Annotated in this window: 8 protein-coding genes and 3 pseudogenes; 3 read left to right on the forward strand and 8 right to left on the reverse strand. The window is 57.2% G+C overall.

The genetic code is table 11. The features are described from left to right. Positions 1-1,562: 1,562 nt before the first annotated feature. The 4 genes and pseudogenes from ACV7GQ_RS01490 to ACV7GQ_RS01505 all read right to left on the reverse strand — a co-directional run bounded on the left by ACV7GQ_RS01490 (position 1,563) and on the right by ACV7GQ_RS01505 (position 6,837). On the reverse strand, positions 1,563-3,743 hold the full coding sequence (locus ACV7GQ_RS01490) for a hypothetical protein (protein ID WP_470311793.1): 2,181 nt from the start codon (positions 3,741-3,743) through the stop codon (positions 1,563-1,565). 79 nt (positions 3,744-3,822) lie between these two features. Next, a complete protein-coding gene (locus tag ACV7GQ_RS01495) occupies positions 3,823-4,734 on the reverse strand; it encodes a hypothetical protein (protein WP_470311794.1) in 912 nt (303 codons plus the stop codon). A gap of 1,383 nt (positions 4,735-6,117) precedes the next feature. Then, positions 6,118-6,489: pseudogene (locus ACV7GQ_RS01500) on the reverse strand (hypothetical protein); the annotation flags it as partial. Between the two features lie 66 nt (positions 6,490-6,555). Further along, the gene (locus tag ACV7GQ_RS01505) at positions 6,556-6,837 is read right to left on the reverse strand and encodes a ribbon-helix-helix domain-containing protein (protein ID WP_470311795.1); all 282 of its coding nucleotides are present in this window, start codon (positions 6,835-6,837) and stop codon (positions 6,556-6,558) included. 450 nt (positions 6,838-7,287) lie between these two features. Here ACV7GQ_RS01505 and ACV7GQ_RS01510 point away from each other — a divergent pair, with 450 nt between their 5' ends. The 3 genes and pseudogenes from ACV7GQ_RS01510 to ACV7GQ_RS01520 all read left to right on the forward strand — a co-directional run bounded on the left by ACV7GQ_RS01510 (position 7,288) and on the right by ACV7GQ_RS01520 (position 8,213). Then, positions 7,288-7,434 (forward strand): DUF7837 family putative zinc-binding protein, encoded by a 147-nt coding sequence (locus ACV7GQ_RS01510; protein WP_470311796.1) that lies wholly within the window; start codon positions 7,288-7,290, stop codon positions 7,432-7,434. Between the two features lie 70 nt (positions 7,435-7,504). After that, positions 7,505-7,753: pseudogene (locus ACV7GQ_RS01515) on the forward strand (DUF8065 family protein); the annotation flags it as partial. Positions 7,754-7,835: 82 nt separating this feature from the next. Further along, positions 7,836-8,213: pseudogene (locus ACV7GQ_RS01520) on the forward strand (hypothetical protein). On the opposite strand, the gene ACV7GQ_RS01525 reads toward ACV7GQ_RS01520, so the two are convergent. The 4 genes from ACV7GQ_RS01525 to ACV7GQ_RS01540 form a co-directional block, all read right to left on the reverse strand. Beyond that, positions 8,200-9,303: a hypothetical protein gene (locus tag ACV7GQ_RS01525; RefSeq protein WP_470311797.1), complete on the reverse strand. Its 1,104-nt coding sequence runs from the start codon at positions 9,301-9,303 to the stop codon at positions 8,200-8,202. The pseudogene ACV7GQ_RS01520 and the gene ACV7GQ_RS01525 sit on opposite strands and share 14 nt — an antisense overlap. Positions 9,304-10,254: 951 nt before the next feature. Further along, positions 10,255-10,884: a signal peptidase I gene (locus tag ACV7GQ_RS01530; RefSeq protein WP_470311798.1), complete on the reverse strand. Its 630-nt coding sequence runs from the start codon at positions 10,882-10,884 to the stop codon at positions 10,255-10,257. A 156-nt stretch (positions 10,885-11,040) separates the two neighbouring features. Then, positions 11,041-11,667 carry a hypothetical protein gene (locus tag ACV7GQ_RS01535; protein WP_470311799.1) on the reverse strand — a complete coding sequence of 209 codons (627 nt, stop codon included), beginning with the start codon at positions 11,665-11,667 and terminating at the stop codon, positions 11,041-11,043. A gap of 180 nt (positions 11,668-11,847) precedes the next feature. Further along, entirely contained in the window at positions 11,848-12,495 is a 648-nt protein-coding gene (locus ACV7GQ_RS01540) for a TasA family protein (protein ID WP_470311800.1), read from the reverse strand. Between the last annotated feature and the right edge of the window lie 347 nt (positions 12,496-12,842).

Raw genomic sequence — 12,842 nt, forward strand, 5'->3', positions numbered from 1 at the left:
TACACGCTTGTAAAACCGCTAGCCAGCGAACGATGACACCTACGGCAGAGCGGGTTACATAATAATAATAAAAAGCACAATAGCATACACCACCCAGAACGCAGTCGTTCTGAAACAGACTCAAACCCCACTCAGACGGGGAGACTCTCTTCGTACTATCGATGGGCCGAGGCAAGGTGCTTGCCCATCTGTGGCGGCGCACACCTGCTTAAACTGTCCGCGCACGTGCGGGCGAGCGACGGCTGTGCTGGCTGCCTGTGTGTCTGCGGCTTGGCTCGACGACGGCGATGCTGTCACCGAACATGCGTACTGCGACGGCGAGACACAGGTAGCCAGAAGACGGTCAGTATGCCGATTCAGAGTCGCCATGACGCCGCTGTCACGGTCTGTCGTGTCCGTTGCCCATGCAGCCACCGACACGACGGACAAGCGCCCACACAGCGCCGACATGGCGCCCCACTCCTGAGTGCCAGCCGACGGCGGCACCGCGTCGACAGCCGGCTCAGGCCGCCTGCCTCGGGTCACGCTCTCGCGATGCCGTGGAGCCGCCGCCGTCTCGAACCACCTGTTGGGCAGCCACACGCCCCGTCACTCGTGTTTTGGCCGCTCGATAGACGGCAGCCTGTCGCCCTGCCCAGCCTGGACAGGCGCCTGTCCTATGCCGGCACCGTGTCCTCGCGTGGGTAGCCGACGACTGGGTGCTGACAGTGCAACACGGACCTCCTGCTGGCGGATGTGCCTCTCGACTGCCCATGGCCGAGACATGCCGTCACGGCGATAGTGCTGGCCACCACTCGCCTTGCCGGTCTGCTCGGCGCACTCACCTCGACGGCGAGCCTGCACGAGACTGTACTGGCACGCTTCTTCCCGACTGGTCTACCGTCGTCGGCCGATACGCCGTCGACAGTGGGGTCTGATCGGCCCACTAACCGGCAGCAACGCTGTCTGACCGCGATTTCCGTGTGACAGTGTGCATGCCGCCGGCGGCACTGGCTCGCCTGTGTTCCAGTCACAGTCCCTCTACAGTACGCATTCAACCCCCTCACAGTCCCTTCATCGTAGACACACAGCCCCACTCACATTACCTCACATTAGAGACATAGCCCCACTCACATTACCTCACATTAGAAGCACAGCTTTGTTCACAGTACCTTCACATTGGAGACATCGCCCTACTCGCAGTACCTGCACAGTAGACACACAGCAGCTCCCACGCTATCTTCACATGAGACACACAGCCTTACCGACAGTACCCCCACAGGAGATAGTCAGATCTACCCACAGGCCCACCGGCCTGGAGACGGCCTGCTAGGCCACCACTTCGCCCACTCACACGGCCTTATTATGATTATATAACCCGCTCTGCTGTAGGTGTCACCGGCCGCAGGCTAGCGGTTTTGTGGATGGATACCCCTCACCGTCGAGTCTTCCCTCGGTGGCCGGGTCTCCGCGTGACGAGGAAGGCCACGAGCGTTTTTCAGAGGGCCCTCCCTGTTGGGGAAGCGGGTATCGATCGCGTCTGCAATCCGCTGGCGGCCTTCGTTCGAACGCGCCGGCGGTGGTCAATCCCAGTCGTCAGGATAGGTCGGCTCGTCGCCGTACTCCGGTAGCTCCGGCGAGACCAGCCCGGGTGGATAGACCCAGGCACGGGACTCGTAGTACGTGTCCTTGCCTGGCCCCTCACTGTTGTTTTCTACCGTGTCGATATGCTCCGGCACAGATCGCCCGAACCAGTTTTTCGGGACGGGGTCGTACTCAGTGAGGCAGTGGTACCACGTTCGGCTCCAAGGCCAGAGTTCAGCACGTGCCAATCGCTCACCCGGCGCAGCTGTGGTGTAGGTATCGAAGACGGTCTTGACGGCTTTTCTGTGTCGTGGCTCGGGATCTGGCTGATCCCAGTGGCCAACTGGGTTGAAGGTCTCGAGCGTTCCGTCATCGACGTATTTGATCGTGACCATGTCGATGTATGTTAGGCGAGTCGGCACGAGCGGCTTGCGAACTTTCGTCCACTCGTCCAGCAATTCCTCTCTCGTGTCATAGCGATGGAGAACGCTGCCACTGGCGTCTTCGACGATGTACGTGCCGTCGTCTTCAGTGTACTGCGGGGTGTCGTACTCGAGGGTCGACAGCTCGGCGGTTGCCGAGCCGGCTGCCAGACACGTCCCGTCGGCCCGCAACTCAACGCGGCCGTCGTACGTCGGATACCACGCTGATTCGCTGACGCCCTTCGGTAGCAGCTGTGTCCACCCGTTATTTGTAATCCCGTCGCCTTTCTTGAGCGTGTAGAGGCGTGGCTCGTCGCCTCGATTATCGTACGGCACCGTCACGATCTCGCTTACGGTCCCGGCATGTGACCGGGTGCTGACGACGATCTCTACCGGCAGATCCCACTGTTCGGCGCGGATCACGTTTATCAGGAGGTCCGCCGGACTGGATTTGTTGCCCTCTTCGGCCTCGACCGCGACGATTTCGCCCGTCGGCGTGCGCCGGTAGAGGTCCGGCACCGAGTCGTTGCCCTCCTGGCTGACGACAGCCACCGCCATCCCCTTGGCATCGTACTCGTACTTTGCAAGCGACTCGAGGTAGTTGTGCGCGCTACCGCCAGCACTCGGGTTGGTCGCCTCGCGTGTGACTGCTGACAGCTTACGTTTAGCGGCTGTCTCGAGGCCATCGGGCGAATCGACGACGGGCACCTCGGGCGCGAGGCGCTGTGGTGAAGAGCGATGTTGAAGATCATCCCATGGATCCGTCGCGTAGGTCTTGTGCGTACAACTGAGGAACTGTGAGAGATCAGTTTGAGCGAGACTGAACCGGCCGTAGTGGTTGAGTTTCTTATACACGCCATCGTAGCCAGACCGATTGGCGAGCAGATCCCAGTACTCGGGGTGGCCTCTGGCGAGCTTCCGTACCATGCTGGGCTCGCTGAATTGGCCGGGGTTGCTGACAGGCACGTACCCCCAAAGCGACGATGCACGTAGGTTGCGCGCCATCAGCCTTCGGCTTGATCTGAGGCCGCTGAACACATCGGCAGGATCGGTGTCTCGGCCGTAACGAGCCACGTCAGCGAGCCCATCAGCTGTGTGAGCCTGGTGTCGCTGGGCAAACAGCGCAACGCGGACACTCGCTGTGTACTCATCCTTATCTTCCTTTGTCAATTTAGCTTGGTACAGGTGCGGTCCCATATCCGCCTGCAGAAATTCTTTAAACCCGGTCGCCTTGGTGGCGTCTTCGGGGCCTGGCGCTCGGCCGGTTTTGACCAGCAGTCGGGTCGTCGTCGCTGGCACTGTCCCGAGGGGGTCGTATGACAGCCGTACCGCTCGGTACGTCCAGCTTGGGAGTGCCTTCCTCAGTTTTTGGATGGCTGTCTGGGCCACGTCACCGGGTGCCCCGTCGCGTGGCGTGTCTCTGTCACGGATGGGTACCTTTTCGCTTTTCTCGTCGTCGTATCCCGGTGGCTCCGGGACACCCAAAGTTCGGATCTGCAGCAGGTAGATCTGTCGCTGGCTGTCTGCATCGGGGTACGAGAGGAATTCGATCGAATCCACGTTGTACTCCGAATTGAAGATCTTCTTGAGGGCGACGCCGAGGTTCTGTGCAGCTCTCTCGTCGTCGATGTTGGTGTCTGCGGGTGGAATCACCTCGACCATCAGTTCACGGTGGTAATTGAGCTCGGGTGACCACTTCTCGTCGTCGACGGCGTCCTGTTCTGCTGGAGTGGAGTCGCTCGTATCTTTGGTTGCCATTAGTATCGGTTGCCTGCTGTCGCTGGGGTGTGCGTGTTGTGCTCGTCGGCGGTCGGTTCGGTAGTTGGCGGCTGGGTGCTCATCCGCAACCTCCCGACTGTGTCAGCGCCCTTCGTTGCGGGTACACCCACTGCCGGTCAGCCAGATGGCCGTGTGTCTGTGTGTCGGGGCCGTGCCACGCGATCTCGACTGTGGAGGGGCAGTCGGCGCGAAACCAGTCACGCCGTGACTGGTCGAGACCGAGAAAAGTTGCCCACGTCGCCGCTACATCGTCCAGTGTCGGGCCGCCACCGTCCTCTGCTCGGACAGTGAACTCTCGAAGGAACGAGTCGATGGTGTCAGCACAGGTCGCTCGGTCCGGTTGGGGCCCCAAGAGGGCATTCACCGGCTCGAAGCGGCGGTCGTCGTCGACCCAGTACTCCACCGGCACGTGGTTGTAGCAGAGCCTGGCAGGCACTGCTGGCTGGCAGAGTATCTGGCAGTCATCGCCATCCGGACGTGGATCAGTCTCGCAGGTACGACACGGCGTGTCGCTGTCGTCGACCGTGGCCGCTTCGGCACTGAGACGCAGGTCAGTGACCACTGTACCATATGTGCGTGGCCAACTCGCGAGTTGCGTCTCGTCGACCCGCAGCTGCACACGGTCTTCGGGACCGAGCCGCCAGTCATAGTGGACTGACTCCGGCAGACACACGACTGCCCCATCGATCGTGTGGAGGGGGGCACTGCGTTCGTACAGCCTGGCCTGGCCCGCCACGATCTGGTAGAACGGTTGTCTGAGCATCTCGCGCATCCCGACGGCGCGTGGCACGAGTTCTGACAGTAGTGTTACGTTGTCGCCTGTTGCCTCGGCAGTCATGACGTAGTCGAGCAAGTCGCCGGGGTGAATCGGCAGCGTCGACGTGGCTGCGACCGTGTGGTGTGTCGTCGCCGTCACGGTGTCCGCTGTCGCGAGGACACCGGGACTGGCTTCTGGTTCCTCACTCAGCATCAGCATCACCTCCACTTTCGGTCGCGCATGTGCCCACGCTGGCGTCGTGACAACGCTCGTTCGCGTGTGTTTGTGACTCGATGTCGCCTGGTGGTCCACGAGCCCAGTCAGCTGGGTCCGGGATGCTGCGATCTTTGATTGTTCCGTATCGCATCAATCCGGAGTTTATGATTTCATGCCATAAGGGCTGGGCGAGGTTATATTCTAAGAATTTATAGTGAATATTGGGGCTAAGAGATGGTTCAGGTGGCTGAAAGTCCAATATTCTGGCCCGCAGAATTGCCCGTTCATTATCAAGTTTGATAGCAAAAAACGATAAACTAACACCCAAAACAACGAAATTATATTCGCCCGCGAATGAGCCGTCGCTTCGAAATACAAACAATGGTGATTTGGATTTGGCTGCATGAAATTCTCTGAATATCACTTCATCATCAGCATCTTTGGAATTCCTGTCTTCAGAACCAAATTCTGTTTTTGATATTTTAGCTTATGTTTTCACCCCGTCTTTTCTGGGCGTGATTTTTCGGCTCTAAGACGCTATGCTGGCTTCTCTGGTGAATGAGGTCCTTTCTATATTGGTTATTCATAAATATATGAGTATGTTAGGACGTGCCTTTGTAGCGTTTCAAACCGGCTGCACCCTGAACATTTATTACCCCCTTGACGGCGTCGGGGTGAATTGACTTTGCAAATTCTCTCTTTTTGTTCTGAGGCTGTTTGCAAACCGCTTAGATAACTTCTGGAGCGTGCTGAACCACTCTCTGAATTTCCGAACACGGAACTCTGTTTTTCGAGAACAATGGTGCAATGTCCTATTGCAATCTCATTTCTCCAGTTTGCTGAACTCCGTTTTCCTGGACTGGCACTTCTTTGTGAGAGTACTACAGCAAATACTGATCGAGTATTCAGTAAACCGACAGAGGGCGGTATGATTACTGTGTCTAAATATCGCCTGACACGTCTCGACTGAGATCTGGAATGTAGAATTTTGCTGCAGACTAATCTAGAATCTTGGTGTCTATCTTTCTTCCCGCAGCTCAGAACAGACCAGGATTTGAGATACTTTTCTTGATATAGTATATTTTCTGGAGACTACTGGCTTTTCTGCACTTTGAGGACTTCTATTATATACTTAGTGAAAAAGAAGCAGTCGAAAAATATTGCCGTATACTCAAATCAATAATTTTGGGACGTACTTTGACAGCAATATTCCTCCAAAAAACATAGTCGCACCAAACGTTTATTACCCCCTTGACGGCGTCGGGGTGAATCGAGTTTGTAGATTCTATCATCCTGTTCTCTTACTACTTCTGAATTCCTTAGATTGCTTGCAAAGCGTTCAAAATCGCTAAACTGAATTACCGAATACAGAGCACTGTTTCATTCAGAGTGACGGCCGAAATCAGTTCCAAGAAACCTGTTCAGTTCGTTGAATTCGTCGGATGAAAGAACGACTTCGGTATTGCACACATCAAATCGTTCGAAGTCATCATCAATCGTCAAAACAGTCTTCACCCCTTCGTCAATCGCGACCCGAGCATAGTACCCGTCCCATCCACCAACATTTGTTTCACTCGCCTGAGAAAACCCTCCTCGAACTACGTCTTCGGATTTCCCGTCGTACCAATTGATTCGTTTCGCGTCCATAAAATTCTGTAGAAGCCGGGACGCATCTGCGTTTGACCGCCCGTAGTACGTCATCAGGACGGTGTGCGCTCCAAACAGCGCAGGATACGGAACAACGGCATCTATTCATCCGGGGAGAGTGCATCGAGATCATCCTGTGCCTTCGAAGAGAGTTCCCAGGTCCACCCGTCCTCATTCATCGCTCGTACCGAACTGCTCGCGGGCCTCGTCTGCATTTATCGTCCGTCCCTCACGGACGTCTCCTTCAGCTTCGAGCAGTGCAATGAGTTCGTCGCGATCGAAGGTCGGGAACTCGATTGCGTCTCGAAGCGTGTACCGAATGAATTCGCTTCGGATGTTGAATCCCCGCCCCTGCCATGTATCGTCGACTGAATCAAGGAACGACTCGGTGAGTTTAAAATTCACTGTCACGATTTCGTCCTCATTGTCTCCATCTGTAGTTGCTCCAGCCATACGTCAGTAATACGCCAATCTTACCAGTAGTCGTTTCGCCCGGAAATACGGGTGAAACACACAGCCCCCGATTGACTGGTCGGGGTGTTCTCTCCTCGATTCTCATGAGGATCTGCCCCAAGAGTCGCGTGCCAGTCACGCCGGAATTCGGTAACACCCTATCTCGTCTGATCCGCACTCCGGACATTCGTCAGTATCTGAAGAGACGTTTTTCCCGCACTGACGGCACTCGACAACAACCTCTGTCCTCTCAGTAGAAAGGAGCCGAGTGAGAATTGTGCGGACATCCATGAATTATGTTATTCCGGGGGACCTCAATTAATCGTTCTGGTAGGCTGTCACCCCAAAACCTGGTGTGGCGGCGTGCAAGCCCGCTAGAAACTTATCTTTGACAAGCTTCAATATTTGTGTGGAAGGAACACTGTCACACGCTCCTTCCATCCCCTTTCCATGGGTGACGACAAGCAGATACTCGGTCGCTGCTGTGATGAACGTATTCCAACTGGGTGGATTTCAATCGAATACAAAAAGGATGACGGCACAGAAGGCCTGTGGGCTGAGTGTCCAGCATGTCAGAACGTTGTCGAACCGGAGTGAGACACTTTTATGCTGAACTCGTCTTATGTATCTTGCAAGCCGGATCTGAGTATTTGGAGAGGTTGATGAGGTTCATGTTGGCGGCGTAAATGTGAGCGAGCTTGCCCGCACTGGGTTAGTCGAAATGCTCTGGCGGTCGCTGGACGAACAGGATGGGATCGCGGTTTACGAACAATACAGTCGCAGTGAGATCGACGAAGACGTAGCTCGGGTCCTACTCGGTGAAAAAATCGACCAGATGGAAGCGAAGAAAGACGCATTCGAGTCTGCGATGGAGCGAGATACCTCAACATTCCTCGCTGATAGCGATGGCGAATGACCCTTGTCACCCGCTCTTGGCCGATACGAGCTCTCTGATTGCCGTTGCGAACACCGGCCAGTGAGACGTACTGGCGGGGTCGTTGGCTCTCACGACCACGAACGTCTGCAAGCACGAACTGCAGAACCACGTCAACGCGAATACTCACCCATCGGCGGGAAGCCACGAACAGTACCTGAAAGAAGGCAGTCAGCGTGTGCTCGACCACTTAGACGACGATTCCTCGTCGTGGTCATGCGTGACCGTTGTTCCGCGCCCGCACGGACCGGATACAAGTGAAGAATCGCTGAAGCAAGAACTTTCTGAACACGGAGGCTCGTATCAGGTCGTCTTACTTTTTGATGGAGTCGCACGCCGGTCGATCAGGTGACTGGTGGAGGACCACGGATACGATATTGACGTTGTGGGCCCTCCGTATCTGCTCTACGTTCTCCTCGATAACGAACTCATGCTGACGTAAGCGTATACGTGAGATTTATTGACACGCTATCGGACTGGATCTCGTTTCCGACTGTCGCATCGATTTGCCACTCTGCTCGGAGTTGGATTTGCTCGCCACCCGCGAGTTGTTCGTCAGACAGAATCGGCCCTTCGGTGAGCGCCCTGAATGGGATGTACTCGGCGGGCCCGCCAACGAGGTAGGTGACCGAGCCATCCGGCCTGGTGACCGCAAGACGAATCTCCAGTGCGCTGCCAAGCTCAACTTTGCCAGCCGTATCGACTGGTTGCTCCGGTCCGACGACGCCGTTTTCGGACGCATCGGTCCCCTCGATTGTGATATCCAACAGACCCGTTTCGGAGCCCGTATTTCGAATCGTTCGCGTGGTCGATTCCTGCTGTCCGGGAGCCACATTCGCGACACGCAGTAGGTGCCCGTCCGGGACGAATAGGTTCACATCGGCCGAATCAGTCGTCTCGGTCGAGTCAAGTTCACGATTGGTTACACTGACTGTGTACGTGGCCATTTCCTGTGTTTGTGACACTCGCTCGCCAGTGTCGACCATGGCGGTTAGGGCTACATAGCCTTCCGTCGTTTTTGTCCCATCGTCTCGGTAGGCGAAAGCATCGGCTCGGTCCCCCGTTGCCAGCGTGATGTTCGTTGTCTCGAAGACCGAGTCAAGCGAGCGGTTGCCACTCCCGTTTGCGGCGATCGTCACTCGTTGTTTCTCCGTCCAGCCGTCAGTGGGCACCCAGGTACTCACGACGAGTGTCACCTGTTCGGCATCCGTTGTCGCCCAGGAGACGTTCCCGTGTAGGGAGCCATACAAGCTGTCGACGGCCCCGGCGACGTTCGACACGTCTTTCGGATCGGTTACTGACACGGTCACCGATGGGGGGCTCGGGGATGATGGTGTCGAGGTCGACGAGTCAGCTGATTCGGTTGTCGCCGTTGATTCGGCCCCGGACGCAGGCTGTGGTGGTGTCACTTCCGGTGCCGGCGGCGCTATCTGTGCGGGCTGGTCGGTCGTGATGATGTTCGTCCCGAGCCCGGCTGCGGCGAGTCCAAATACGACCACGACGACGACCAGCAGCGCTCGGCGAGTCAGCACGGTTGATCACTCTCCCATCGCTCGTCCTGCCAGTCTGGAGCTACTGGCTGGCCGGTCCGTATGTCGACCCGCGCGTGGGTAGCTTGCCGCTGACTGTAGTGGTGTAGAGACATTTGTCCTCCTCTATCCAGATGTCTGCGTCCGTGTCTCGGTGGGCGTCGATGTCCCATCGCTCTCAGCGTCTGTCGGGGTTGCAGACGCCGGCTCAGTGGTTGACTTCGTTGTCTCAGTGCCATCGGGCGTAGCGGTAGCCGTCTCGGTAGCCGTGGGCGCCTCAGTGTCCGTTGGAGTAGCCGTGAATTGTTCCGTGGTGGTATCGGTCGGTGTTGCTTCGGCAGTGTTCGTTGTGTTCGCCTCTGTGCCGGGCGACGACGTAGTGTCCGTTTTGCGACTGGCCGTCGTATCTGTTTGAGACCCGGATTCGGTGTAAGTCGTTGACGTCGCCGTAGTCGTGCTGCTCTTGGTTGATTCGGGCTCGGAGTTTGTGTCCGAGCCTGTGGTGTCGGTCGACGTTTTGGTTGATGTCTCGGTGGAGATCGGTGTCGTGTTTTGGCCCGTTTCTACGGTCTCTGGCTCGGGTGGAGTCTCAGAGGTGGACTGCTGGCTCTTGCCCTCGCCACTGGACGGGCCTTGTCCAGCGGTCTCCGGACAGCCGTCCGCCCGCTTGTTTGCGTCCTCTACGTTGCTCTGACAGGTGTTCTTATCACTACCTGATGACTGCCCGGCATTGCCCGGGCAGCCGTCCCCTTGCTGGTTCGCGTCCTCCGAGTTACCGGGGCAGCTCTGGGTCGATTGCTCGGTGGTCCACGTACCTGCACTTACTGTCACCTCCGCACTCTCCGTATCGGTAAACAGGCCAGCCGCGAGGCCGCCACCGGCAGCGCTCGCGGCAACCACGATGACGGACACGATTACGAACACCTTGCGAGTGGGAAATGTGTGAGACACGGTTCAGTCTGTTTCTGCTGGCGTGCTTGTGCCGCTCGGTGCCTCAGAGTCAGTGCTCCCGGTCTGCTCCTGTGCATCGGCCGCCGCGGTTGCCATCTCCTCTTCGGCCGTCTCTTGGCTCTCGGCCGTCGCCGCTTGGGCCAGAGTCCAAATCTCCGAGAGACCAAGCAGGACAGCCGGGACGATGACCAACAGTATCACGCCCAGCTCGGAGCTGCCGAACATCACGACATGGCCCAGATACGGGATATGAAAGAACACGACTCCGATGACTGCTGACGCCGGCACGAGCGCCTGGTCGGGCGATTCGTTCGCATCCCCCTTCGTCCGGAAGAAGAGTTGCCCGTCCTCGCGAACAACCTCTACAACGCGATGGGTCACCCTGTTGGTTCCTTCGCTGGGTCCATCGCGCGTGAAGGTGATCACGTCGCCTTGCTGGATGCTCGATGGTGTACGCTCGTCGACGATGACGACGTCGCCGGCGTTGATCGCCGGCGACATACTGTCCGAGAGGACGACGTAGCTGTTGTTCGCCCCAACCGCTTGTGGTACGGCGAAGATAACGAATGGAATAACGATCGCGACGAGCAGCACCATCCCGGCGACGTTCGCGTAGTTCCTGATATCAGTCATCGGTTTTCTTGTTACATTCCAGTTGAGTATATCGTACTGTTATGATATTCGATTTATATTTCTTGCGACCGCACTAATCCGAGGGGACCGGGAGTATCGGGGCCCGAGTGTCCGTGTCAGTCCTATGATTGCCAGTTGGCATTCTCATCAGTTTGTCTAAGTACGGATATCCTGACCGGGACCGTCGAGCAGTGCCACGGTGCACGTCAGACTGATGTTATTATTAAGCGCATCCCAGACGGTTCCGGATAACTCTAGGGTGTAGCTGCCACCATTCGTGGGCGGTGCTGGGAGGTCATCGAAGACGCCGTGTTGTTCTATGGCAGCGAGATCGACGAACTCGCCGGTATCAGTCGTGCTGACCGCTTCAATGAGATTGTTGCCTTGTGGATAGGCAAGCTCTGTTACCTCAACTAGTTCAGCTATTCTCGAGGCCGAGTGTGGTGTTGTCCCCTCGCCGTGGGTGTTGACTTCAAGGCTGAGTTCCACGTGATTGGCCTGGGTAGTGCCGTTATTGATAATCTCGAGGAGCCAGGTCACGGAGTCGCCAGGAGCGGCGGGCCCGCTCCGGAAGGTGACCCTCTCGACAGTGGCCTCATTGTCGCCGAGCGCGAGTGGCACTGTCCCTGTGCGACCGCTATCCTCATGGGGTTCCTCATCGCTGCCGAGTACGAGCGTGCCCAGGCCTGTCCCCACGCTGGCGATACCTGTGACTGCGACCGCAGCGAGGATCCGCCGTCGCGTGAGGTCGAATCGGCCTCCAGATGCGCGCTCATTTGACATGTTTTCACTCCGTTACTGGCGGGGAGCTGGGCTTCAAGCACGCCGGTCGCTCCGGGAACACAATCGTCTTACCAGCCTCTCTGTTCGGCTGATGCCCACAGACGGAATCGAACCGTCTCGACACACCAGCGTGGGTTGGAGTATACGTCCGGTTTCTCCATGGGCCTGCGTGTCCAATCATTACTGTCCTTTCTCTTGGCCGAGTTCGACTGTGAAATCGGCAGTAACCTTGTCTCCCTGAACGTCGTTGCTCACGTCCTCCGGAAGCGACCACGACACCACCAGCCATGCTGATGTCTTGCTTGTGAGTGGGTAGCTTTCGTCGGCCTCCGTTCCGTCGAAGACATCGTTAAATGTCCCGCGTCGTACCGGTTTCTCGTCGCCGTCTTCGGTATTATCGTCCGATTCGTAGTTCGGGTCCAGAGAAACCGAAACTTCGAGAGCTGACCCTATGTCTCCCTGGCCGGAGCTATCGCCTTCAGACTCCGGATTTCTGCCTTCCGTGTTCCTTGCGTCACCGAACCGCACATCGAGATAGCCATCGAGACTGCCAGCGTTTCGTATTTCGGTGGCGCTAACACCGGAGCTCCCAGGCATAACGTCAGGGACGTCCACCGCCGTTGTCGCAGTTCCGTCGGTACCCTTGAGTGTAAGATCGAGTGTGCCAGTCTGGATTTTGTTCTCTGAACTGGTCTCGCTGTCGGTGAACAGTGCGAACGTGCCCGCACCTGCGGCGACGGACGCAGCCCCAACTGTCGTGACGCTGCCAAGCACGGCTCGCCGGGAAATGGCGACGTTGCTGGTTGCCGAGTCTTCAGTATCGGACATGGTGGTCTGGGCTGCGTATCGTGGTCCCTGTCAAGGGAAGACCCACCGGCGGAATCGAACCGCCGAGATGCCAGTGTGGGTCGTGGCCGGGAAGTGAATCCCGACCGGTTACGTGCCTTTGCCGTACAGTTGCTGTACTTCGCTCGTTGTGTGTGCGCAGTCGTCGATTACCGCGTCGAACTCGTTCGACCGGTTCAGATTCACATTGATCGTGTCGTTCATTCCTAACTCAAGCGCGCCGGCTTGGCAGTGTTTCGGGAGTTCTTTTCCAAATCGTCGAAGAGGCCGAACGTCCCTGCAGCTGACGAAGCCGCGCCGACTGTTTCGATGCCGCCGAAGGCCCGGCG

The organism is Haloarcula sp. MBLA0163 (assembly GCF_055632435.1).

Bases quoted from the DNA above. Each gene is read 5' to 3' on its own strand.
- ACV7GQ_RS01490 (WP_470311793.1), bottom strand. From the start codon at position 3,743: ATGGCAACCAAAGATACGAGCGACTCCACTCCAGCAGAACAGGACGCC.
- ACV7GQ_RS01495 (WP_470311794.1), bottom strand. From the start codon at position 4,734: ATGCTGAGTGAGGAACCAGAAGCCAGTCCCGGTGTCCTCGCGACAGCG.
- ACV7GQ_RS01505 (WP_470311795.1), bottom strand. From the start codon at position 6,837: ATGGCTGGAGCAACTACAGATGGAGACAATGAGGACGAAATCGTGACA.
- ACV7GQ_RS01510 (WP_470311796.1), top strand. From the start codon at position 7,288: ATGGGTGACGACAAGCAGATACTCGGTCGCTGCTGTGATGAACGTATT.
- ACV7GQ_RS01530 (WP_470311798.1), bottom strand. From the start codon at position 10,884: ATGACTGATATCAGGAACTACGCGAACGTCGCCGGGATGGTGCTGCTC.
- ACV7GQ_RS01535 (WP_470311799.1), bottom strand. From the start codon at position 11,667: ATGTCAAATGAGCGCGCATCTGGAGGCCGATTCGACCTCACGCGACGG.
- ACV7GQ_RS01540 (WP_470311800.1), bottom strand. From the start codon at position 12,495: ATGTCCGATACTGAAGACTCGGCAACCAGCAACGTCGCCATTTCCCGG.